At 74.4% G+C, this 21847-nt stretch carries 21 protein-coding genes; 15 read left to right on the top strand and 6 right to left on the bottom strand.

All coding sequences use genetic code 11. The features are described 5' to 3' along the window. Positions 1 to 46 precede the first annotated feature (46 nt). The 3 genes from L6E12_RS25455 to L6E12_RS25445 all read left to right on the top strand — a co-directional run bounded on the left by L6E12_RS25455 (position 47) and on the right by L6E12_RS25445 (position 2726). Positions 47 to 484, top strand: a complete 438-nt coding sequence (locus L6E12_RS25455) for a hypothetical protein (RefSeq protein ID WP_236230440.1) — start codon at positions 47 to 49, stop codon at positions 482 to 484. Between the two features lie 61 nt (positions 485 to 545). Beyond that, positions 546 to 1163, top strand: coding sequence for a DUF998 domain-containing protein (locus L6E12_RS25450; protein ID WP_236230439.1), 618 nt, complete (start codon positions 546 to 548; stop codon positions 1161 to 1163). A gap of 177 nt (positions 1164 to 1340) precedes the next feature. Continuing rightward, positions 1341 to 2726, top strand: a complete 1386-nt coding sequence (locus tag L6E12_RS25445; protein WP_236230438.1) for a S28 family serine protease — start codon at positions 1341 to 1343, stop codon at positions 2724 to 2726. Here L6E12_RS25445 and L6E12_RS25440 read toward each other — a convergent pair. Beyond that, the gene (locus L6E12_RS25440) at positions 2643 to 5768 is read right to left on the bottom strand and encodes a BTAD domain-containing putative transcriptional regulator (protein WP_236230437.1); all 3126 of its coding nucleotides are present in this window, start codon (positions 5766 to 5768) and stop codon (positions 2643 to 2645) included. The genes L6E12_RS25445 and L6E12_RS25440 overlap by 84 nt on opposite strands. Before the next feature lie 62 nt (positions 5769 to 5830). Here L6E12_RS25440 and L6E12_RS25435 point away from each other — a divergent pair, with 62 nt between their 5' ends. From L6E12_RS25435 to L6E12_RS25395, 9 genes are all read left to right on the top strand, one after another. Beyond that, a complete protein-coding gene (locus L6E12_RS25435) occupies positions 5831 to 6691 on the top strand; it encodes an alpha/beta fold hydrolase (protein WP_236230436.1) in 861 nt (286 codons plus the stop codon). A gap of 32 nt (positions 6692 to 6723) precedes the next feature. Continuing rightward, positions 6724 to 9249, top strand: a complete 2526-nt coding sequence (locus tag L6E12_RS25430; RefSeq protein ID WP_236230435.1) for an ABC transporter permease — start codon at positions 6724 to 6726, stop codon at positions 9247 to 9249. Further along, entirely contained in the window at positions 9242 to 9901 is a 660-nt protein-coding gene (locus tag L6E12_RS25425) for an ABC transporter ATP-binding protein (protein ID WP_236230434.1), read from the top strand. Before L6E12_RS25430 ends, L6E12_RS25425 begins: the two co-directional genes overlap by 8 nt. Beyond that, a complete protein-coding gene (locus tag L6E12_RS25420; protein WP_236230433.1) occupies positions 9898 to 10548 on the top strand; it encodes an ABC transporter ATP-binding protein in 651 nt (216 codons plus the stop codon). Before L6E12_RS25425 ends, L6E12_RS25420 begins: the two co-directional genes overlap by 4 nt. Positions 10549 to 10573: 25 nt before the next feature. Next, complete coding sequence (locus L6E12_RS25415) at positions 10574 to 11623, top strand: GDSL-type esterase/lipase family protein (RefSeq protein WP_236230432.1); 1050 nt, start codon at positions 10574 to 10576, stop codon at positions 11621 to 11623. 25 nt (positions 11624 to 11648) lie between these two features. Continuing rightward, positions 11649 to 12383 carry a class I SAM-dependent methyltransferase gene (locus L6E12_RS25410; protein WP_236230431.1) on the top strand — a complete coding sequence of 245 codons (735 nt, stop codon included), beginning with the start codon at positions 11649 to 11651 and terminating at the stop codon, positions 12381 to 12383. A 201-nt stretch (positions 12384 to 12584) separates the two neighbouring features. Next, on the top strand, positions 12585 to 13115 hold the full coding sequence (locus L6E12_RS25405) for a VanZ family protein (RefSeq protein ID WP_236230430.1): 531 nt from the start codon (positions 12585 to 12587) through the stop codon (positions 13113 to 13115). Positions 13116 to 13406: 291 nt separating this feature from the next. Then, positions 13407 to 14606, top strand: a complete 1200-nt coding sequence (locus L6E12_RS25400) for an MFS transporter (protein WP_236230429.1) — start codon at positions 13407 to 13409, stop codon at positions 14604 to 14606. Positions 14607 to 14618: 12 nt separating this feature from the next. Continuing rightward, positions 14619 to 15188, top strand: coding sequence for a histidine phosphatase family protein (locus L6E12_RS25395; protein WP_236230428.1), 570 nt, complete (start codon positions 14619 to 14621; stop codon positions 15186 to 15188). On the opposite strand, the gene L6E12_RS25390 is transcribed toward L6E12_RS25395, so the two are convergent. Continuing rightward, on the bottom strand, positions 15178 to 16074 hold the full coding sequence (locus tag L6E12_RS25390) for a maleylpyruvate isomerase family mycothiol-dependent enzyme (protein ID WP_308075266.1): 897 nt from the start codon (positions 16072 to 16074) through the stop codon (positions 15178 to 15180). The genes L6E12_RS25395 and L6E12_RS25390 overlap by 11 nt on opposite strands. 24 nt (positions 16075 to 16098) lie before the next feature. On the opposite strand from L6E12_RS25390, the gene L6E12_RS25385 reads away from it, so the two are divergent. Continuing rightward, entirely contained in the window at positions 16099 to 16560 is a 462-nt protein-coding gene (locus tag L6E12_RS25385) for a GNAT family N-acetyltransferase (RefSeq protein ID WP_236230427.1), read from the top strand. On the opposite strand, the gene L6E12_RS25380 is transcribed toward L6E12_RS25385, so the two are convergent. Together L6E12_RS25380 and L6E12_RS25375 are read right to left on the bottom strand one after the other, a co-directional pair. Then, positions 16546 to 16995, bottom strand: coding sequence for an Lrp/AsnC family transcriptional regulator (locus tag L6E12_RS25380; protein WP_304523913.1), 450 nt, complete (start codon positions 16993 to 16995; stop codon positions 16546 to 16548). The genes L6E12_RS25385 and L6E12_RS25380 overlap by 15 nt on opposite strands. Beyond that, complete coding sequence (locus L6E12_RS25375) at positions 16995 to 18107, bottom strand: Xaa-Pro peptidase family protein (protein ID WP_236230426.1); 1113 nt, start codon at positions 18105 to 18107, stop codon at positions 16995 to 16997. Before L6E12_RS25375 ends, L6E12_RS25380 begins: the two co-directional genes overlap by 1 nt. Positions 18108 to 18346: 239 nt before the next feature. Between L6E12_RS25375 and L6E12_RS25370 the strand changes: the two genes are divergently transcribed. Continuing rightward, complete coding sequence (locus L6E12_RS25370; RefSeq protein WP_236230425.1) at positions 18347 to 19276, top strand: 5'-3' exonuclease; 930 nt, start codon at positions 18347 to 18349, stop codon at positions 19274 to 19276. A 139-nt stretch (positions 19277 to 19415) separates the two neighbouring features. Beyond that, positions 19416 to 20372 (top strand): hypothetical protein, encoded by a 957-nt coding sequence (locus tag L6E12_RS25365; protein WP_236230424.1) that lies wholly within the window; start codon positions 19416 to 19418, stop codon positions 20370 to 20372. A 52-nt stretch (positions 20373 to 20424) separates the two neighbouring features. On the opposite strand, the gene L6E12_RS25360 is transcribed toward L6E12_RS25365, so the two are convergent. Together L6E12_RS25360 and L6E12_RS25355 are read right to left on the bottom strand one after the other, a co-directional pair. Further along, positions 20425 to 21624: a GNAT family N-acetyltransferase gene (locus L6E12_RS25360; RefSeq protein WP_236230423.1), complete on the bottom strand. Its 1200-nt coding sequence runs from the start codon at positions 21622 to 21624 to the stop codon at positions 20425 to 20427. A gap of 76 nt (positions 21625 to 21700) precedes the next feature. Further along, the gene (locus tag L6E12_RS25355; RefSeq protein WP_236230499.1) at positions 21701 to 21844 is read right to left on the bottom strand and encodes a DUF4333 domain-containing protein; all 144 of its coding nucleotides are present in this window, start codon (positions 21842 to 21844) and stop codon (positions 21701 to 21703) included. Positions 21845 to 21847: the final 3 nt, after the last annotated feature.

The raw sequence follows: 21847 nt of genomic DNA, 5'->3' as shown, positions 1-21847 counted from the left end.
ACAGGACAGACAGTAGTCGTGGCGGGGTGGGGGTTGGGCTGCGGCCATGGAGGGTTCCTCGCAGCTGATCAGCCGGAGCTGCACGACGGGCTGGGCCGACTGGATCCACGGTGAGCTGTGGCTCTCGCCCACCGAGCTGGTCCGGCGACGCTTGAGCCTCAACGCCAGCCGGGCCAACGGGTACGGGCCGTCGGTGTCGGACCCGTTGCCCGTCGTGCCGGTGGGTGACCTCGATCATGGGCGGGTGCTCGCCGAGCACCGGACGAACAAGGTCATCGCGTTCGGGGAAGTGGACAGCGCGACCCTGTTCCGGGGGCGGACCGCCCACGGGCTCAAGGTGGTCATGGCAAGCGGTCAGCGGCACAAACTCCTGTGGTTGGTCCGGGACCCGGCCTTCGCGATCCTGTCGGGAGCACTCCCCCAGCGGCTCGGCAGCCGGTTGTCGTTCCACCGGTCCGCACAACCGAACCGTCCGGCGGTGTGACCCGGCGATCCGCCGTGGTTTGCTCTTACCCGCACCCACTCCGCGGACCCAGGAGGCGGCCATGCGGGATACCCTCACACACTCCTACCTGTTCCTGCGCCGCGCGATCGGCGTCATCGGCTTGGCGCTGCCCCTGGTGCTCATCGTCGGGGGCGTGATCGTCGACGGTGGGCTGCTCAGTTCCATCAGTGGCTACTACCACGGTTCCCTTCGGGATGTCTGGGTCGGGAGCATGTGCGCGGTCGGCGTCTTCCTGCTCTCCTACCGCGGCTACGGGCGCGTCGACGACCTGGTGAGCAATGTCGCCGCCGTGGCTGCCGTCGGTGTCGCGCTGTTCCCCACCACCCCGTCGGACCCGGTCGGGTCCGATCGTGTCGTCGGGGTGCTGCACCTGGTGTTCGCGGGTGTCTTCTTCCTCGCCCTGGCGTACTTCTGCCTCGTCCTGTTCCGCAAGTCCGACGACCCCGACCCCACTCGCCGCAAGCTCGCCCGCAACCGCGTGTACCTCACCTGCGGCCTGGTGATCGTCGGGAGCCTGCTGCTGATCGTGCTCTCCGGTCCCCTGGGCATCCCCGGGTCCCTGCACCCGGCCCTGTGGTTGGAGACGGCCGCCATCCTCGCCTTCGGCCTCGCCTGGCTGACCAAGGGCGAGGCGATACTGGCCGACCTGGACCGCTGACCCGGCAGGCGGGCCGCACCCGGGTTCCGGACGCCGTCCTCGACCGGCGCGGTGCCCGGCTCCGCGGTCGCGGGTCGGGCGGATTGGGCGGAATGGGGGCTGTTGTTAATGCCTGTGAACGGGTGAGGATCGCCGCGGTGGTCGCCGTCCGGTGGCTCCGAGGACGAGGGGGCGCTCGTGCGCGGTCGGTTGGTGGCGCTGGTCGCCGGGGTTCTGGCGGTGTTCGGGTTGGTGTCGGTGCCCGCGGTGGCGGCTCCGACGGTGGACGTCGCCGATCGGTTGCGGGCGGTGCCGGGGTTGACGGTGGTGGAGTCGCCGACGCCGCCTGCCGGGTACCGGTTCTTCCTGGTGGCGATCACGCAGCCGGTGGACCACCGGGCGCCGCGCGGGGCGACGTTCGAGCAGCGGTTCCAGTTGCTGCACCGCGACACCGCGCGGCCGATGGTGCTGCACACCACCGGTTACAACATGCCCGCGACGGCGTTCCGCTCGGAGCCGACCCGGCTGGTCGACGGCAACCAGATCTCGGTGGAGCAGCGGTTCTTCAGCCCCTCGCGCCCCTCCCCCGCTGATTGGGACGACCTGAACATCTGGCAGGCCGCCACCGACCACCACCGGATCGTGGCCGCGCTGGAGCCGATCTACTCGGCGAAGTGGATCTCCACGGGGGCCAGCAAGGGCGGCATGACCTCGGTCTACCACCGCCGCTTCTACCCCTCCGACGTGGACGGCGTGGTCGCCTACGTCGCCCCCAACGACCGGCTGAACGACCTGGACTCCGCCTACGACCGGTTCTTCGACACCGTCGGCACCCCCGAGTGCCGGGCGAAGCTGGACGACGTGCAGCGCGAGGCGCTGCTGCGCAGGCCGGAGATGCTGGCCAGGTACCAGGCCGCGGCCGACGCCGGTGGCTGGACCTTCGACCAGGTCCTGGGTTCGATCGACAAGGCCTACGAGATGACCGTGCTCGACACGGTGTGGGCGTTCTGGCAGTACTCCACCGTCGCCGACTGCGCCTCGGTTCCCGCCAGGACCGCCACCACGGACGAGCTGTACGCGTTCATCGACGGCGTGGCCGGGTTCTCCTTCTACACCGACCAGGGCGTCACCCCGTACTCGCCGTACTACTACCAGGCCGCGACCCAGCTTGGCTGGCCGTCGCTGCGGTTCGAGCACCTGCGCGGGCTGACCCACTACCGGGACTTCTACCAGGCCAACTCGAACCTGCCGCCGTCGCTGCGCTCGCGGCACAACCCGCTGCCGATGCTCGACGTGGACGCCTGGGTGCGCACGCGGGCCAGTGAGATGCTGTTCGTCTACGGCGCGAACGACCCGTGGGGCGCGGAGCCGTTCTTCCCCAGCCGCCGCGACTCGTACTCCTACACCGCGCCGGGCGCCAACCACGGTGCCAACATCGCCGCCCTGTCCCCCGCCGACCGCGACGCCTCCACCGCGACGCTGCTGCGCTGGGCGGGCGTGTCAGCGCCGACGGCGCGGGTGGCGGAGCTGCCGGTCAGCGCCCTGGACCTGGCCGAGCCGCGGATGGAGCGCCGCCCGCTGTAGGGCGATCCCGTGCGGTGAGCCCGCTTTCTCCGCGACGGCGAGCGCCCGCTCCCGGTGCTCGGTGGCCTGCCGGGTGCGGCCGAGGGCGGCGGCGAGGTCGGCGAGGTGGGCCGCGACCGGGCCGAGGGTGATCAGGCCGCTGCCCGCCCCGGCGAGTTCGTCGGCGGCGGGCAGCAGGGCGTCGTGCAGGCGCTCGACGGCGGGCCGGTCGCCGCGGCCGAGGGCGGTGCGGGCCTGGAGGCAGGTGCGCGCCTCCAGGAGCAGGTCGTGCGGCGGGTCGGGCGGGAGGTCGTCCGGTGCGGTGAACAGGGGGCGGCACCAGGGTTCGTGCTGGCCGAAGTGGCCGTCGCGGGCGGGGAGGCCGCGCTGGAGGCGGTCGCAGAGCAGGGCCAGGTCGAGGAGGCCGTCGGCCAGGCCGGTCATGCCGGTGCCGGGGAGGCGGGCGGCGGCGGCCCGGTAGGCGGGTTCGGCGTCGCCGCCGGTGATGGCCAGGCGCAGGGCGCGGTGGAAGTCGGTGAACACCGCGACGAGCGGGATGCCGTGGTCGGCAGCGAGTCGGTCGGCGGCGTCGGCGTGCCTGCCTGCGGTGCTGAGGTCGGCGAGGGCGCTGTGCGCCTGCACGGCGACGAGGTGCCCGAGGATGCGGTGGCCGACCTGGGCGGAGCCGACGAGGTCAGCGGCCAGGCGGGCGCGGTCGGCGGCGAGCCCGGCCCGGTCGAAGTGGGTCAGCACCCGGGCGTTGCGGATCAGGTCGCGCAGTTCCGGGTCGTCGGGGGCGGTGGCCTCGGCTTCCCTGGTGGCCCGGGCGGCGCGCGGGGTGTCGGTATTGCGCAGTTCCAGGGCGAGCGTGGCCAGCAGCCGGGCCCGCTCCGGGCCGGGACCGGCGGGCAGCGCGGCGAGGGTGCGTTCGGTGACCGCCACGACCTGCCGGGACAGTTCGGGGTCGTCGGGGTCGGTCCAGAGGGCGGGGACGGTGAAGGAGCCCAGCACGCGGGCGGTCAGCGCGGGGTCGCCCAGCCGCTCGGCGTCGGCGAGGGCGGTGGCGCGCTCGCGCCGGGCCCGGTCGAGGTCGCCGGTGTAGGCGAGGGCGCGGACGTGGCCCATGACCAGGTCGAGGCGGGTGCGCGGGTCGCCGGTGCCTGCGCGGTCGTGGGCGGTGAGCGCCGTGCGCCACAGCCGGGCGGCCTGGTGCGGGGCGAACGCGCGCTCGGCGTTCTCGGCGGCGGTCCGCGCGTACCCGACCGCCCGCGCGGCGGACTCGGCCGTCCCGGTGTGCAGGTGGTGGTGGGCGAGGGCGTCGACAGCGTCGGGCCGCAGGCGTTCGAGGCGGGCGGCGGTGTCGGCGTGCAGGCGGGCGCGGCGCGGGCCGGGCAGGGACTCCGAGACCGCGTCGCGGATCAGGTCGTGGGTGAAGCGGTGGGCGGGGCCGGTGTCGGTGAGGAAGCCCGCGGCGGTGGCGGCGGCCAGGGGTTCGAGGAGGTCGGGGTCGTCGTCGAGCAGGTCGAGGTCGGCGCCGAGGACCGCGGCGTGCCGCAGGACCCGGCGGACCGGTTCGGGCAGGGCGGCGAGCCGGGCCAGGACGACGTCGCGCACGCCGGGCGGCACCCCGTCGAGGTCACCGCCCTCGGCGTGCAGGCGGGCCAGTTCGCGCAGGAAGAACGGGTTGCCCCCGGCGCGTCGGTGCAGGGCCGCCGCGGTGCCCGGGTCGACCCCGGCGCCGGTGGCGGCGCGGACGAGGTCGGTGGTGGCCTCGACGGGGACGCCGGTGAGGTGGACCCGCACCGGCTCGGTCCCGGCCACCTGCCCGAGGAACCCGGTGAGCGACTCCGGCCGCTCCCGGTGCGCGGCGATGAGCAGGACGGGCGCGGCGGGCGGGTCGGCGGCCAGGGTGCCCAGCACCGCCAGCGTGTCCTCCCCCGCCCGGTGCAGGTCGTCGAGCACGAGCACCAGCGGCGCCCGGTCCGCGAGCCGGTCGACGACCGCGCGCCGCCAGGCGAACGGGCTCTCCGCGTCGGGCGGGGTGATCCCGAGGGCGGCCAGGATGCGCGTCCAGGGCCAGGCGGGCGGGAGCCCGGTCTCGGGTGGGTTGGCGCCCCAGGCGGTGGTCCAGCCGCGCCCGGCCAGGGCGGCGGTGACCGATTCGGCGAGGGCGGTCTTGCCGATGCCGCTGTCCCCGGTGAGCAGGGCGAACACGGTCCGCCGCTCGGCCACGGCCCGGTCGGCCGCCGCCAGCAGCCGCGCCGCGTCCTCGTCCCGCCCGACCAGGGCCGCCGCCGTGGAGCGCGGAGCGGTGCGCGCGGGGGCGTCGAGGTGGGGGGCGTGGGCGAGGACGTCGGCTTCCAGGGTGCGCAGGGCCGGGCCGGGGTCCACGCCGAGGTCGGCGGCGAGGGTGGCGCGGGCGCGGCGGAGGGTGGCGAGGGCGTCGCCCTGGCGGTGGGTCCGGTAGAGGGCCAGGGCGAGCAGGTGCCAGGCGTGTTCGCGCCAGGGGTGGGTGTCGGTGTGGGCGGTGAGGTCGGGGACGACCTCCTCGGGGCGGCCCAGGGCCAGCAGGGCCTCGGCGCGGCGTTCGCGGGCCAGGAGCCGCAGTTCGTCCAGGCGGGACACCTCGGCGCGGGCCCAGAACGCGTCGGCGAAGTCGGCGTAGGCGGGGCCGCGCCACCGGGCGAGGGCGGCGTCCACCCTGGACAGCTCGGGGGCGCCGGTGACCTCGGCCTCGAAGCACCAGGCGTCGACCGCGCCCGCGTCCGGGCGCAGGGCGTAGCCGGGGCCCTCGGTGACCAGCAGCCGGGGTGGGGTGCGGGGCGGGCGGTCGGGTTCGAGGGCGCGGCGCAGGGCTGCGACGAAGGTCTGCACCGCGCCCAGGGCACCGTCGGGCGGGTTCTCCCACAGGTCGTCGATGAGCACGGCGGTGGGGACGACGCGACCGCGCGCGATCAGCAGTCGCGCGAGGACGGCGCGGTGGCGGGGTCCTCTGAGGTCGAGCGGGTGCGGGGCCTCGGCCACCAGGGGGCCGAGCACCCGGAACCGCACCGGCGAGCCCATCGGCACCGCACTGTAGTCCGCTGCTGATCGGTTGCTGATCGCCGCCGCGCACCCTCGGCGGCGTGGAGATCCCCGGATTCGACTACCAGCGGGTGACCGTCGCCGACGGCGTCACCCTCAACGCGGCCACGGCGGGCGCAGGTTCGCCCGTCGTGCTGCTGCACGGCTTCCCGCAGACGCACGTGATGTGGCGGCACGTGGCCACCGACCTCGCCGCCGACCACACCGTGGTCTGCCTGGACCTGCGCGGCTACGGCGACAGCGACAAACCCGCCGACGGCTACGCCAAGCGCGTGATGGCCGCCGACGTCGTCACCGCCGCCCGAGTACTGGGCCACGACCGGTTCGCCCTCGCCGGGCACGACCGCGGCGCGCTGGTGGCGGTGCGCGCCGGGCTGGACCACCCGGACGCCGTGTCGCACCTGGCCGCCCTGGACGTGGTGCCCACCCTGGACACCTGGGACGTGCTGCACGGCGTCAGCGCGGCCGTGGCGTTCCACCTCTACCTGATGGCCCAGCCCCCGGGGTTGCCGGAGGCGATGATCTCCGCCGCGCCGGACGTGTTCTTCGGCCACTTCCTCGACGCCTGGTCGGTGGACCCGGCAGCCATCCCCGCCGACGTGCGCGAGCACTACCTGCACTCGTGCCGCGCCGCGGTCCCCTCGATCGTCGCCGACTACCGGGCCTCGGCCGGGGTCGACGTCGAGCACGACCGCGCCGACCGCGACGCGGGCAACACCCTGCGCATGCCGGTCACCGTGGTGCAGCAGGACTGGGGCGCCGCCCTCGGGTACGACGCGCGGGCGGTGTGGGCGGCGTGGGCACCGGACCTGGTGCACGAGACCACCACCCGCGGGCACTTCATGGCCGAGGAGGCACCGGGCGAGGTCACGAAGGCGTTGCGGGACCTGCTGACCCGCTGAACCCGCCCGCGGCGAACGGATAGCGTCCGGCCATGCAGTTCCCGTGGAGGGCGGCGCCCAGGGCGGCCGGGTCGAGCCCGCTGACCGTGCTGGTGGCCGTGGTGGCCGGGCTGCTGCTGAGCTTCGTGGGCGCGGCCGCGGTGCTGCACGCGGACTCGGCGGGCAACGCGGCGATCGGCTACCAGGTGGGCCGGTTGTGCCCGCAGACCGTGTCGGCGGTGTTCGACGGCGGCGGGTTGACCGCCGCGGAGGCCGGGCGGGTCGTCGACGTGGTCGGCGAGCAGGCGCGGGCGGCGGGCGCGGGCACACCGCTGGTGGCGCTGTACTCCTCGGTGCGGCAGAACGACTTCGACGGCAAGCACCCGTGGTCGCGGTTCGGCTACCGGGACGGGGCCATGGACAACGTGACCGTGCTGGAGGGCGGGTCGCGCGATGGGCTGTGGGTGCCGCGGAGCGTGGCGGACGCGGGCGGGATCACCCTCGGCTCGCGCGGCTTGGGCGGCACGCTGCCGCCAGTCACGGCCATCTACGCCGACGTGGCCGACCCGGTGTCGGGCTACTGGTGCTCCGAGCGGCAGCGGATCGTGCCCAACCCGCTGGCCACCGAGGGGGCGACGGCGGCGCCGATCTGGTTCCCCGACCGCGCCCGGTTCGCCGCCTACCTCGACCGGGAACACGCGGGCGAGGGTGCGGCGCTGTCGGTGCGGTTCCCCCGCCCGGTCCCGGGGACGGTCGACGACGCCGCGTCCGTGGTCGCGGTGGGCGCGGACCTGATCTCCCGAGTCAAGGGCGCGCTCAAGGCCGAGGGCATCGGGCAGAGCGTGGTCGGGTCGAACTACCTCGCCAAGCCGGTGGAGGTGGCCGGGAAGGCGTCGACGACGGTGTGGTCGGCCGTGCTGCCGCTGACGGTGATCTCGCTGCTGGTCGGGTTGGCCGGGGTGGCGGCGGTGACCGGGCAGTGGTGCCAGCGCAGGCAAGCGGAACTGCGGCTGCTGTGGGCGCGCGGGGCGGGACCGGCGGCGCTGGGCGGTCGGGCGGTGCTGGAGCTGGCCGCACCGCTGCTGGTGGGCACGGTGGCCGGGTTCGCCCTGGCCGGGGTGGCGCTGCCCGCGTACGCGCCGTCGCCGCTGCTCAACGACGGGACGGTGGGGACCGCGCTGCTGCTGGCGGCGGGCGTGTTCCTGGCCTCGCTGGCCGTGGTGGCGGTGGTGACTGGGGTGTGGGTGCACCGGACGTTGCAGGCCCCGGGCGGCCGGAACCGGGCGCGGGTGCTGCGGTGGGTGCCGTGGGAGCTGCTGGCCGCCGTGGCGGCGTACCTGACCTGGGCGCGGGTGCGGTCGCAGCCGGTGGAGCTGGCGTTCGCGCAGCCGCTGCCCAGGACGGCGGAGGCGGCGGGGTTGGCTTTTCCGCTGCTGGTGGTGCTGACGGTGGCGCTGGTGACGGTGCGGCTGGCGCGCTGGGGGCTGGCCGCGGCGCACCGGGCGCGGTGGTGGCGGGTGCCCGCGGCGCAGCTTGCGGTGCGCCGGTTGGCCGCCGCGGCCGGGTCGGCGGTGGGCATCCTGCTGGTGGGGGTGCTCGCGGTCGGCACGCTGACCGTCGGGGTGGGGGTCGCCGACGCGCAGGACGAGGCGTTGCAGACCAAGTCGGGCCTGTTCGTGGGCGCGGAGTCGGTGGCGCAGATCCCGCGCCGGGCGGTCGAGGCGGGGCTGCCCGCCGACCTGGCCGAGCACGCGACCGTGGTCGGGGTGGTGAAGTCGAAGCAGACGACGGTGCTGGTGGTGGACCCGGCGACGTTCACCCGGGGCGCCTGGCTGGGCGACCGGGACGCGGGCCGGGTGGCCGCGGCGCTGGCGGAACTGCGGCCGGGGCAGGCCATGCGGGTGGGCACCGCGCCGGGCGGGTCGGTGGAGCTGCCGTGGGTGGGTCGGGTGCGGACCGTGGCCGAGGCCGCGTCGTTCCCGCTGATCGGCTCCGGGATCGGCTACGTGGTGACCTCGGTGCCCGACCCGCGCGACGTCGCGGTGTGGCAGGCGTGGTCGGCCGAGCCGGTACAGCGGCTGACCGCCGGGCTGGGCGCGGCCGGGATCGACTTCTTCAACCCGCGTGGCCGGGCCGGGGCGCTCGACGGGCTGCCGTTCCTCACCGTGACCTGGACGTTCGACTTCGTCACCGCCCTGGGGTCCGTGCTGGCCGTGGTGGCCGCGGCGGCGCTGGTGCTGGCGGTGGAGGTGCGCAGGCGGCAGAACGCGCTGGCCGGGGCGCTGGCCACGCGGATGGGGCTGCGCCGCGGCGCGCTGGTGCTGAGCCACCTGCTGGAGCTGGGGTCGCTGGCGGGGGTGTCGGTGCTGGCGGGCAGCGCGGCGGGCTGGGTGTGCGCGGCGGTCGCGGCGCCGCTGCTGGACCCGTCGCCGTGGCTGCGGCCGGTCGCGTCGGCGCCGGACCTGCTGGGGCTGGTCGGGGTGACGGCGGGGGCCGCGGTGGCGGTGGTGGGGTTGATCTGCCTGTCGGCGGTGCGGTCGGTGACCACCGCCCGAGTCGGGGAGCTGATCCGTGGCTGAGCTGTACGAGGTGCGCGGGGTGGGCGTGGACTACCGCACCCCGGCGGGGGTGGTCTCGGCCGTGCGCGGGGTGAGCTTCGACGTGCCCGCCTCGGGGATCACCGTGCTGGCGGGACCGTCGGGGTCGGGCAAGTCGACGCTGCTGCGGGTGCTGGGCCTGATCGAACGGCCGACCGCGGGCACGGTGGCCCTCGACGGCGCGGACGTGGGCGGTCTGACCCACAAGCGCCGCCGCGCACTGCGGCGCGACCGGGTCGCGATGGTGTTCCAGGCCCCACCGGACAACCTGATCGGCCACCTGAGCGTGGGCGGCAACCTGCGCGCCGCGGCCGAGTCGGCGGGGCGGGAGGCGGACCTGGGTGTGCTGGAATGGCTGGGCATCCCGGGCACGCAGTCGTGGCGGGTGGACGCGTTGTCGGGGGGACAACAGCAGCGGTTGGCGTTCGGCTGCGCGCTGGCCCGCTCGCCGTCGGTGGTGCTGGCCGACGAGCCGACGTCGCAGTTGGACGCGGCGTCGGCGCTGCTGGTGCTGGACGTGCTGACCGGGTTGGCCGCGCGGGGTGTGCCGGTGGTGGCGGCCTCGCACGACAGCGAGCTGGTCGACCGCGCCGACCGGGTGGTCCGGCTGCGCGAGGGGGAGGTCGTCGGATGAGCCCGGTCCTGTCCGCCCGCGGGGTGACCCGCTCCTACGACCACCCCGAGGGCGCCGTCGAGGTGCTGCGCGGGGTGGACCTCGACGTCGCCGCGGGTGAAGTCGTGACGGTCTCAGGGCGTTCGGGTTCGGGCAAGAGCGCGCTGTTCGCGCTGCTGTGCGGTTTCGACCGGCCGGACGCGGGCACGGTGTCGGTGGGCGGCGCCCCGCTGCCCGCGGTGCCCGCGTGGGGCGACTGCGCGGTGCTGCCGCAGGCGATGGGGCTGGCGCACGAGCTGACGCTGGCGGAGAACGTGGCGCTGCCGCTGCGGTTGGCGCGGCGGGCCGGTGTGGACGACCGGGTGGCCGAGCTGCTGGCGGAGCTGGGGATCGGCGAGCTGGCCGACCGCTACCCGCCGGAGGTGTCCTACGGCCAGCAGCAGCGGGCGGCGCTGGCCCGCGCGGTGTCGATCCGTCCCCGGGTCCTGCTGGCCGACGAACCCACCGCGCACCTCGACCACGGCAGCGTCCCGGCGGTCCTGGGCCGGTTGCGCCGTACGGCGTCCGAGGGCGCGGCCGTCCTGATCGCCACCCACCACGACCTGGTGCACGCGATCGCCGACCGCCGCCTGGCCCTCGTCGACGGTCGGCTCACCCCGACCGGGTGACCCCCTGCCCGTAGGATCGTCGGCGATGCGACGGTACCGATGGCACATCTCCGTGCTGCTGCTGGTTGTCCTGCTCGTGGGCTCCTTCCTGGTGGTCGGCGGTCCCGACGACCCACCCGCGCCCCGCCCGCCAGACGGCGCCCCCCGGGTGGTCGTGGCGATGGGCGACAGCACCGTCTCCGGCGAGGGCGCCGGGGACTACGAGGAGGGCACCGACGGCGAGGACGGCGACTGGTGCCACCGCTCGGCGAACGCCTCCATCCACCGCACCGGCCTGACCGACGTGGTGGAGGCGGTCAACCTGGCCTGCTCCGGGGCGCCGTCGGCGCAGGTGGGCCTGGGCGACACCGAGCAGTACACCGAGGGGTCGCAGGCGCAGCGGCTGCGCGCCGTCGCCAGGGACAAGCGGGTCGTGGCCGTCCAGGTCGCGGTCGGCGCCAACGACGACCCCGGCTTCTCCCACGTCCTCGACGGCTGCGTGCAAGCCTGGTTCGACCGCGGAAAACCCGGCTGCGCCACCACGAACGACGACTGGCAATCCAAAGTGGACCGGATGGTCACCAAGGCCACCCGCGCCCTCGCCGACATCCGCTCGGTCATGCTCGACGCCGGTTACCAGCCCACCGACTACGCCCTCGTGCTCCAGTCCTACGCCGCCCCGGTGGCCCCCGGTGCCCGACCGGAACTGCTCAACCTCAACGGGTGCCCCCTGCGCGCCGAGGACCTGCGGTGGGTCAGCGAGACAGCGGTGCCGGTGATCACCGAGGGCGTGCGCCGCGTGGCCAGGGAGGCCGACGCCCGCTTCCTGGACCTGTCCCGGGCGGGGGTGGGCCGCGAGGCGTGCTCGCGCACCGACCCCAAGCAGGAGTGGTTCGCCCGCCTGGCCGTGCGCTGGTCGGACCTGCAACACGACGACCGCGCCGGGCACGCGTTGCAGGAGTCGTTCCACCCCAACGCCGCCGGGCACGCCGAGTTCGGCCGCTGCCTGGGCGAGTTCCTGCGCACCACCGACCGCGCCGCGGCCTGCCTGTCCGGCGCGGACGGCCACCTGCACCCGGCGCCCACCAGGTTTTGACCGGTCAGTGGCTAGTCTCGAACGCATGGACCCCTATCGCGAACTGGGCTTGGGCTACTCCACTGTGCGACGACCGGACCCGCGGATCGCGCGGGCGGTGTGGGCGGCACTGGGAGACGCGCGGAGCGTGCTGAACGTCGGCGCGGGCACCGGTTCCTACGAACCCGCGGACCGGGCGGTGCTGGCCGTGGAGCCGTCGGCGGTCATGGTGCGGCAGCGGGCGAGCGGGGCGGCGCCGGTCGTGCGCGGGGCGGCGGAGGCACTGCCGGTGCGGGGCGGGTTCGACGCGGCGATGGCACTGCTGACCGTGCACCACTGGCGGGACCTGGCGGCCGGACTGGCCGAGCTGCGCCGGGTGTCGCGGCGGCAGGTGGTGTTGACCTGGGACGTCGAGGTGATGGCCCGGCAGTGGGTGATCGCGGAGTACTTCCCGCAGGTCGCCGAGCGCGAACGCGGGCTGGCGACGGTGGACGCGGTCGTCGCCGGGTTCGGGGGTGCGGTGGAGGTGCGGCCGGTCGAGGTGCCGTGGGACTGCTCGGACGGGTTCCTGGCGGCGTACTGGCGGCGGCCGGAGGCTTATCTGGACGAGCGGGTGCGGGCGGGGATGTCGGGGATCGCGAGGCTGCCGTCGGGGGTGGTGGCGGCTGGGGTGGCTCGGTTGGCCGGGGATCTCCGGTCGGGTGCCTGGCACCGCAGGCACGCGGACTTGCTCGGCCGGGAGCGGCTCGACGTGGGCTACCGGCTGGTGGTGGCTTCCTGACCCGGGTGACCTGCGGTCGGGCCGTGGGCTGTCGTCCTCGTCGGCCTTGGCGGTGATCTGCCCCTGATCGCGCGCGGTGGAGACACCTGCGGCAAGAGCAGCAGGCCCCCACCGCGTGGGTGCGCGTGGCCTGGTACAAGATGTGCCGGGAAGGCGTTGACGAGGTCCTGCGCTGCGACTCGCGGAAGGAAGCGGTGCGAAGTGTTCCGCGAGGTCCCGGTGCTTCCGGTGGTGGTTCCCGTCGCGGCAGCGGTCTTCCTGATCCTGCTGTGGTACCTGCACAGCCGTGACCGCCTCTCGGCACCACGTGCCGCCGTCGCTCTCGCGCTCTGCGTGTACGCCGCCGGAGTCGTCGCGAACACGGTGTTCCCGATCTTCCTGGACAAGCCCGCCCGCAGCGCGCTGTGGAAGGTCTACCTCGTGCCGTTCGCGAACTACGAGGTCGGCGACGCGGTAACGAACATCCTGGTCTTCGTACCCATCGGGGTGCTCGTGCCGCTGCTCGTGGCCAAGGCTCCGTGGTGGCGCGTGGTGGCCGTGGCAGCGGCGTTCAGCCTGGTGATCGAACTGACCCAACTGGTCACCCGGAACCTCCTGGGCGGCGGTCACGTGGCCGACGTGAACGACCTGATCTTCAACACAGCAGGCGGTGCGCTCGGTTTCGGCCTGTGCTCCGCGTTGTCCCGGGTACCAGCCGCTGCCGCTCTCATCGACCGCTTCCGCTGGCGCTGACCCGCGTCCAGACGGCGGCGGCGGTCTTGGAGCCGGTGAACCCGCCCGGTCTTCGAGCCCGGGATTTTGTCGGTGGTCTCCGGCCTGCGGTTCGCCGAGTGGTCGGCGGCTGTGCCGGTGGGGTTCGGGGTGGTGGGCAGGCGGGTTGGGGCGGCGGTTGGCCGGACTGGCGGTGTAAGGGGTGGTTCTGCCCCGAGCCGGGGGCAGGCTGTGAGCAGCGGCACCGGAAATTCACCAAAACCGCAGGTAGGATCGGTTCAGTTGAGGTTCGGACCGGGTGAGGAGCGGTGCATGGCGGTGGTGGCCGAGGAGCCCGCGTTGAGCAGGCGGGGTGTCGCGGCGGCGATGGTGGCGCTGGGGTTGGGTGGGTTCGGGATCGGGACGACCGAGTTCGCCACCATGGGCCTGCTGCCGCAGATGGCCGACACGTTCGGCATCTCCATCCCCTCCGCCGGGCACGCGATCAGCCTCTACGCGCTGGGGGTGGTGGTCGGGGCGCCGCTCATCGCGGGGCTGGGGGCCAAGCTGCCGCGCAAGGGGCTGCTGATCGTGCTGGTGCTCGGGCTCGCCGTGGGCAACGGGCTCTCCGCGATCGCCTGGGACCCGACCTCGTTGTTGGCGGCGCGGTTCCTCGCGGGTCTGCCGCACGGCGCCTACTTCGGGATCGCCGCGGTGGTGGCCAGTTCCCTGGTGCCACCGCAGCGGCGGGGTACGGCGGTCGCCCGGATCATGATCGGCTTGACCGTGGCCAACCTGATCGGCGTCCCGGTGGCCACCGCGGCCGGGCAGCGGATCGGGTGGCGGGCGGTGTACCTGGCGGTGGCGGTGATCGCGGTCGCCACGGCGGTGGCGTTGTGGCGCAAGCTGCCGCACACCCCTGCCCCGCGCGACGCCGGGGTGGCCGCGGAGCTGCGGGCGTTCCGCCGCCCGCAGGTGTGGTTCGCCCTGGTCACCGGCATGGTCGGCTTCGGTGGCATGTTCGCGGTGTACTCCTACGTCTCCCCGTTGACCACCGAGGTGGCCGGGTTGGCCGCGGGGGCGGTGCCGTGGGTGCTGGCGGTGTTCGGCCTGGGCATGACCCTGGGCGCCACCATCGGCGGCCGCTTCGTCGACCGGTCGGTGATGGGCGCGGTGTTCGGCTCGCTCGGGGCGATGACCGCGGTGCTGGTCCTGTTGGGCCTGACGGCCTCGGTGCCGGTGCTGGAGTTCGCGTCGGTGTTCCTGATCGGGTTCGTCTCGCAACTGCTGGCCTCGGCGTTGCAGGTGCGGCTGATGGACGCCTCCCCGGACGCGCCGTCGCTGGCGTCGTCGTCGAACCACTCGGCGCTCAACGTGGCCAACGGCGCGGGGGCGTGGCTGGGTGGTCTGGCGATCGCGGCCGGGTGGGGGTACGCCTCGACCGCGTGGGTGGGGGTGGCACTCAGCGTGGCGGGTCTGGCGGTGGCCGCCGTGTCGGTGGCGGTGGAGCGGCGGAGCCGGGTGTCGGTGTGATGTGGTGGTTTCGTGCGGTGCGAGGTGGTGTTGGTCCGGCACGCGGAGTCGGTGGTGCCGCGCGCGGGTGGACCGGACGAGTTCCGGCGGCCGTTGACCGCGGCGGGGTCGGCGCGGGCCGGGCGGCTCGTCGGTGAGTTGGCGCTGAGCGGGGCGGTGGTGGTCGTCTCCAGCCCGTACCTGCGGGCGCGGCAGACGGTGGAGCCGCTGGCGCGGGCGGTGGGGGTGGGCGTGCGGACCGACCCGGCGCTGCGGGAGTGGGACTCCGGGCTGGAGCCGACGCCGGACTACGCCCGCCACTACGCCGCGAGCTGGGCCGATCCGCGGTTCGCCCGCCCGGGTGGGGAGAGCCTGGCGCAGCTCACCGAGCGGGCCACGGCGGCGCTGGTGGCCCTGGCCGGTCGGCACGCGGGTGCGACCGTGGTCGTGGGCAGCCACGGGACCTTCGTGGCGCGGGCGCTGGTGGGGTTCGGGGTGGCCGGGGTGGACTGGGAGTTCAGCCGGGCGATGCCGATGCCCGCGGTGTACCGACTGCGGTTCACCCCCGCGGGCGTGGCGGTGTCGGGACCGCTCAGCCGGTAGTGGGGCAGCGTTCCCGGAGGGTGGGGACGCCGTCGCCGTCGAGGTCGTCGCAGAAGGCGGCGCGGCCGGTCATGGCCATGACGAGGGCGAGGGTGGGGCCGGTGACGTGGGCGCCGGTGCCGGTGGTGAACGGGCCGTCGGTGGCGGTGAGGCGCAGGCCGGTGATGCGGCCCTTGGCGAGGACCACCTGGTCCGTGCGGGCGTAGTGGTCGGCCACCGCGGTGAGGGTGTCGATCGGGTGGGGGTGGCGCAGGCCGAGGGGGCGGCGGATGTCCGCGCCGTGGACGACGGTCTCGCCGAGCATGGCGGGCACCGGGAGCGGGGGTTTGGTGGTGCTGGTGGTGACGGCCCGGAAGCGGGCGAGGGTGTCGGCGGGGGTGGCGCCGAGGTGTTCGGCCAGGCGCAGGGCGACTTGGCGGTCGAAGTCGAAGCGGCAGCGGATGACACCCGCGAGCCAGCGGGGCCCGTTCAGGCTCGCCCCGGCGGTGAGGTGGGCGAGGACTTCCCGCACGCTCAGACCGGTGCACAGCGACGGGGTTCGCCACTGCTCGTCGCCCAGGTGGGCCAGGTCGGCGGCGAGGGCGGCGCGTTCGGCGTGGATCAGCGCCCAGAGGGGGTTGGCGGTCACGGGTTCTCCTTGTGGTCGTTGCCCGGTGAGACTGCCGGGGCGAGGCGGATTCATCGCCGCGCCGTGACGGCGGGTCAGCCCTCGCGCCGATCCGGGGTAGTCCTGGAAGTCGCCGCGCAACCGGCGGGGGGTCATCCGGTGCAGGCCGAAGCCGACCTCCTCCGGGTCGCACACGGCCGCGCCGGGCAGGCGGTGGCGCAGGTGGTGCGCGGTCTGGGTCTTGCCGCCGCCGAACGGGCCGTTGATCCACACGAGCACACCGCCCACGGTATACACAGCGGTGTGACGGACAGCGGTGTGCGGGTCGTCGAGCTGGACCTGCGCGACGACCGGGTCGCCGCGCGGGTGCACGCCGTGGGGTTGCGGGCCTACCGGGTGGAGGCGGACCTGATCGGGTTCGACGGCATCCCGGCGCTGGGCGAGTCGGTGGCGCGGATGCGGGCGCTGCCGCTGCGGTGGCTGGGGGTCGCGGCACCCGAGCCGGTGGCGTTCCTGGCCTACTCCGACGACGGTGTGGTCGACGTGGACCGGTTGTGCGTGGACCCCGGCTGGTTCCGCCGCGGGCTGGCCCGCGCCCTGCTGACCGCCCTGCTGGAACGCACCACCGGTGACGTGGTCGTGTTCACCGGAGCGGCCAACACCCCGGCGATCACCCTGTACGAACGAGCCGGTTTCACCCGCACGGGCACCGTGTCACCCGTTGCGGGGCTGACAATAGCCACGTTCCGCCTACAGCGCGGGTGAACGCCCCTCGTACGGGGTGGACAGCACGACGGTCGTCCGGGTCGATACCTTTGCCGATTCGCGGATCTTGCGAAGCAGCTCCTCCAGGTCCGCCGGGGTCGCCACCCGCACCAGCAGCACGTAGGACTCGTCGCCCGCCACCGAGTAGCAGGACTCGATCTCGGGGATGTGCTCCAGGCGCTGCGGGTAGTCGTCGGGGGCGGCCGGGTCGATCGGGGTCAGGGAGATGAGGGCGGTCAGCGGCAGGCCGATGGCGTGGCTGTCCAGGCGGGCGCTGTAGCCGCGGATGACCGCGCGCTGTTCGAGCCTGCGGACCCGCTGGTGCACCGCGGACACGCTCAGGCCCACGCGCTCGGCGAGGTCGGTGAAGCTGCACCGGCCGTCGGCGGCCAGCTCGCGGGCGATCGCCTTGTCCAGCGGTTCCAACTCGGCCATCAGCCCAGCACCACCAGCTCGTGCGGACGGGTGTTGAGCGGTTCCACGCCGGTGTCGGTGACGACCACGATGTCCTCGATCCGCGCACCCCACCGCCCCGGCAGGTACACCCCGGGCTCCACGCTGAACGCCATCCCCGGCTCCAGCACCAACTCGTTGCCCGCCACGATGTAGGGGTGCTCGTGCACGTCGAGGCCGATGCCGTGCCCCGTGCGGTGGATGAAGAACTCCCCGAGCCCCGCGTCGGCGAGCACCTCGCGACCGGCGGCGTCGACGGACTCGGCGCTGACCCCCGGCCGCACCGAGGCCACCGAAGCCGCCTGGGCCCGCCGCAGCACCTCGTAGGACTCGGCCACATCGGCGTCGCGCGGCTCACCGACGGCGTAGGTGCGGGTGCTGTCGGAGCAGTACCCGCTGGGCAGCGGCCCACCGATGTCGACCACCACCACGTCCCCGGCGGTGATCACCCGGTCGGACACCTCGTGGTGCGGACTGGCGCCGTTGGGCCCGGACCCGACGATGACGAACTCCGCGCTCGCGTGCCCCTCGGCGACGATCGCGGCCCCGATGTCGGCGGCCACCTCGGCCTCGGTGCGCCCGGCGCGCAGCCACTCCCCCATCCGGGCGTGCACCCGGTCGATGGCCGCCCCGGCCCGCCGCAGCTGCTCGACCTCGGCCGCGTCCTTGCGCATCCGCAGCCCCCGCAGCACCGGCCCCGCCAACGCCTGCTCGGCACCGGGCAGGGCACCGCGCAACCCCAGCACGTGCACAGCGGGCAGCATGTCGCCGACGGCCACCGCCCCCGGCGCCCCGACCAGGCGGGCGACGAGGGCGTACGGGTCCTCCCCGTCGACCCAGGTGGCGGTGTCGACACCGAGACCGGGCAGGTCGTAGGGGTCGTAACCGGCGGCCTCCAGCTTGGGCACCACCAGCACCGGCTCCCCCTCGGCGGGCAGGACCAGACCGGTGAAGCGCTCGTGGGACACCACGGTCCCGCCGAGCAGGTACCGCAGGTCCGACCCCGGGGCGATCACCAGCGCCCCCACCCCGGCCTCGGTGGCGGCGACCCGGGCCCGGTCCAGGCGGCCCCGCAACAGCTCGGCACTCGACATGCCGCCAAGCCTAGGGCCACCCCGCGGACCCGGCCCACCACCCTGAACCCCGCCTGCCACAGGACACCGGAAGCTGCCCCACCGGCACGACGGCCGCCCCCGACACAGCCACCGAATCACCGGCTCGGCCACCCCCGAGAACCGGCGGCCCGGCCGAGCACACCCACCCGGGCGCCGGACACCGGCGGCGTCGAGGTCCGTCCACACCGGTTGTCGGACCGGTGTGGGAGGCTCGCCGCGTGAGTGGACCCCTCGTGCTGCTGGACTCGGCGAGCCTGTACTTCCGGTCGTTCTACGCCCTGCCGGAGTCGATGACCTCCCCCGACGGCGTGCCGGTCAACGCGGTGCGCGGCTTCGCCGGGATGATCGCCCAGGTCGTGACCGAGCGGCGCCCGTCGCGGCTGGTGGCGTGCCTGGACGCGGACTGGCGCCCGGCCTTCCGGGTGGCGGCGATCCCCAGCTACAAGGCGCAGCGGGTGGCCGACCCGGCCGCCAACGCCGAAGAGGTGCCCGACACGCTGACCCCGCAGGTCCCGATCATCCTGGACCTGCTCGACGCCCTGGGCATCGCCACCGCCGAGGCCGCGGGCTACGAGGCCGACGACGTCATCGGCACCCTCGCCCACGCCGAGGCCGACGCCCCGGTGGAGATCATCACCGGCGACCGCGACCTGTTCCAGTGCGTCCGCGACACCCCCACCCCGGTCCGGGTGGTCTACGTCGGCCGCGGCTGGTCGAAGGCCGAGGTCATCGGCCCGGCGGAACTCGCCGCCCGCTACGGCCTGCCCGCCCACGGCCCCGCCTACGCCGACATGGCCGTCCTGCGCGGCGACCCGTCCGACGGCCTGCCCGGCATCACCGGCATCGGCGAGAAGACCGCCGCGAAGCTGATCACCCGGTTCGGCAGCCTCCAGGCCCTCGTCGACGCCGCGGCCGCGGGTTCGAAGGACGTGCCACCCCGGGTCCGCACCGCCCTCGAACGCGACGCCGACTACCTGACCAAGGCCCCCGTGGTGGTCGCGGTCGCCACCGACGCCGAGTGCGCCCGCACCGGCGACCCGGTGCTGCCGCACGCGGTGGCGGACGTGGACCGGGTCCGGGCGTTGCAGGAGCGCTGGGGCCTGGGCAGCGCGGTGGACCGCCTACTGAAGGCAATCACTCCACAGTAGACAGCGAGGTTCGGCGACCGGTCGGCTTCACCCGAAGCTCACCTGTTCAGTGGAGTGCGCGGATTCGGTGGATGGCTAGATTGGCTCGGGCGAGCGCCCATCACTGGGGATTGGGCGCGCATCCACTCTGGGGCATCACATGTCGAGAACTGAGGGCGGCTTCGGCCTGCCCAGAACCCGCTTCGCCCGACTGACCCGCCGCGCCGCACTGACCGCGACCGGTGCGGTGCTGGCCTCCGCGCTGCTCGCACCGGGTGTCGCGCACGCCTACACCGGCTACACCGTCAGTTGGGCCGGGGACAACACCTACGGGCAGGCGAACGTGCCCTCGGCCTTGTTCGCGGGCGCCACTGACATCTCGGCGGGCTACTACCACGCATTGGCGGTGAAGAACGGCGGTGTCCTCGCGTGGGGACGCAACTACGCAGGTGAGAGCACCGTGCCCGCGGCGGCCACCACCGGGGTGACCAAGGTGGCCGCGGGCTTCGGACACAGCTTGGCGCTCAAGAACGGCGGGGTGATCGCCTGGGGCAACAACACGGCTGGCGAGGCCACCGTGCCCGTCGCTGCCACGTCCGGGGTCGTGGCGATCGCGGCGGGTGCCCAGTTCAGCGCCGCGCTCAAGTCCAACGGCACCGTCGTGACGTGGGGCCAGGGCACCACTGCGCCGTCCGTCAGCAACGTCAAAGCCATCTCGGCGGGCTTCCACCACCTGCTGATGGTCAAGAACGACGGGACGGTCGTCGACTGGCTCTACAACGGGTGGAGCTCGGTGCCGAACACCACGGGCCTGCCGATCACCGCCGTCGCCGCCGGGTGGACGTCCCACATCGCCATGTCCGCGGACGGTCACGCCTTCGTGTGGGACGTCTCGACCGCCGCGACCCGGCCGATGCCCGCGACGTTCGGCGCCAACGTGCGGGCCGTCGCCATCGGGGCGGCCTACGCCACGGTCACCCACACCAACGGCGGCATCGAGGTCGTTCGCCTCGAAGACCAGTTCTCCGTCACCCCGCCCACGGCGTTGCAGAGCGGTGTCGACCGGGCGGTGATGTCCGTGGAACCGACGAACTTGTGGATCGTCGCCGTCAAGTAGAGCCCGAGTGGACAGTGCCTGCCTCCCGGTCCCCGGGAGGCAGGCCCGCGCCTCAGAAGAACGTGCCGGTCCACGCCGTTGCGGGCAGGGCGAACGCGGCGTCGGCGCGAGCCGCCGCTTCCGAATTGGCCACTCGGAGGCGGTTGACGCCGGCCAGGGCGGACACCGACCACCGGCCGAAGTAGAGCTGCGCCAACACGTCCACGTCCACCGACAGCTCCGGCTCGGCGTCCACCCGCTCCACACCGGACTCCGACACCCGGTAGACGCCGGTGTTGTCGGGCAGGAGTGCGTCGCGGACTTCCAGGGTCAGAGGGCCTCCCCACGAGCGGGCGGCCAGGGCCTCGGGCACGTCGACCACGCGCAGCCACAGGTCGTTCATGGGGACGACCTCGCGCACCGCCCGCTGGTCGACGAACATGGCCTCCACCGGCTCGTCCACCGGGCGCGACAGGACCTTGACCTCGTCGACCAGGTCGATCGAGAGCAGGAAGCGCCACAGGGCCACCACCGCCGCCGGGCTCGACCCCACCAGGTCGTCGACCTCCAGGGTGGCGTTGCCCGGTCCGTCGGGGCGGCGGGCGGTGAACACCGCGTACCCCTCGTCCCCGTCCGGGCCGGTGTGCACCGCGATCCGGGGGTCGCGACCGGTGCCGATGGGCCACCCCAAGCTGGTGCGCCACAGGGCGTCCGGTCGGGACATCGACCCCACCCGCGCCCGGCCGATCCGCTCGTAGAGGCCGGGCAGCACCTCCAGTGCCCGGTCGGTGTCGAGCAGCCGCACCTCGCCGGTCGCGGGCAGGTCCGGGTGGAACACCGCCCGGTCGCGCGCCACAGTGACCGTGTGGAGCCGGGTGGACACCCCGTACCCGAACCGCCCGTAGATCACCGGTTCGGTGGCGCGCAGCCCGGCGAACACCTCGCCCCGCGCGGCCACCTCCGCGAGCTGCGCGCGCATCAACCCGGTCAGCACCCCGCGCCGCCGGTGGTCCGCCCGCACCCCGACCCTGGTCACCGCCGCCAACCCGCGCAACTGCCCGCCGGGCACCCGCAGCCGCGAGCCCCACGACAGCGCCGTCCCGGCCAGCACGTCGCCCGCGAACGCCCCCCAGGTGCGCCCCGGTTCGAACGACTGCCCCACCAGCTCCCACTGCTCGTCGGTCGTCGGCGGCCGGTGCAGCGACCGCATGAACAGGTTCTGCGCCGTGCGCAGATCGTCGTCGGCCAGGGTGCGGATCTCCACGTCAGTCACGCCCCCGATCCTGCCCGGACGCGCCGAGGGCGCGCGACCGGAATTCCGGTCGCGCGCCCTCGGTGGGAAGAACCGCTCAGCCGTCGGACGGTGGGGCGACCTCGTATTCGCCCTCGTCGGAGCGCACGGTGATGTTGACCGTCTTCTTCTCGCCGCCGATGGTCACGTCGCAGGTGAACCGGGCGTCCTTCTTGACCTCCTGGTCGGCCGGGCACGACACCGA

The organism is Actinokineospora sp. PR83 (assembly GCF_021056305.1).
GTDB lineage: Bacteria > Actinomycetota > Actinomycetes > Mycobacteriales > Pseudonocardiaceae > Actinokineospora > Actinokineospora spheciospongiae.
This window is presented reverse-complemented; position numbering and strand designations above follow the sequence as displayed.

Excerpts from the sequence above, each read along its gene's own strand:
- L6E12_RS25415 (WP_236230432.1), top strand. The coding sequence starts at position 10,574 with ATGCGACGGTACCGATGGCACATCTCCGTGCTGCTGCTGGTTGTCCTG.
- L6E12_RS25440 (WP_236230437.1), bottom strand. The coding sequence starts at position 5,768 with ATGGGCTCGCCGGTGCGGTTCCGGGTGCTCGGCCCCCTGGTGGCCGAG.
- L6E12_RS25365 (WP_236230424.1), top strand. The coding sequence starts at position 19,416 with ATGTCGAGAACTGAGGGCGGCTTCGGCCTGCCCAGAACCCGCTTCGCC.
- L6E12_RS25410 (WP_236230431.1), top strand. The coding sequence starts at position 11,649 with ATGGACCCCTATCGCGAACTGGGCTTGGGCTACTCCACTGTGCGACGA.
- L6E12_RS25420 (WP_236230433.1), top strand. The coding sequence starts at position 9,898 with ATGAGCCCGGTCCTGTCCGCCCGCGGGGTGACCCGCTCCTACGACCAC.
- L6E12_RS25380 (WP_304523913.1), bottom strand. The coding sequence starts at position 16,995 with ATGGCCGAGTTGGAACCGCTGGACAAGGCGATCGCCCGCGAGCTGGCC.
- L6E12_RS25430 (WP_236230435.1), top strand. The coding sequence starts at position 6,724 with ATGCAGTTCCCGTGGAGGGCGGCGCCCAGGGCGGCCGGGTCGAGCCCG.
- L6E12_RS25455 (WP_236230440.1), top strand. The coding sequence starts at position 47 with ATGGAGGGTTCCTCGCAGCTGATCAGCCGGAGCTGCACGACGGGCTGG.
- L6E12_RS25400 (WP_236230429.1), top strand. The coding sequence starts at position 13,407 with ATGGCGGTGGTGGCCGAGGAGCCCGCGTTGAGCAGGCGGGGTGTCGCG.
- L6E12_RS25450 (WP_236230439.1), top strand. The coding sequence starts at position 546 with ATGCGGGATACCCTCACACACTCCTACCTGTTCCTGCGCCGCGCGATC.
- L6E12_RS25375 (WP_236230426.1), bottom strand. The coding sequence starts at position 18,107 with ATGTCGAGTGCCGAGCTGTTGCGGGGCCGCCTGGACCGGGCCCGGGTC.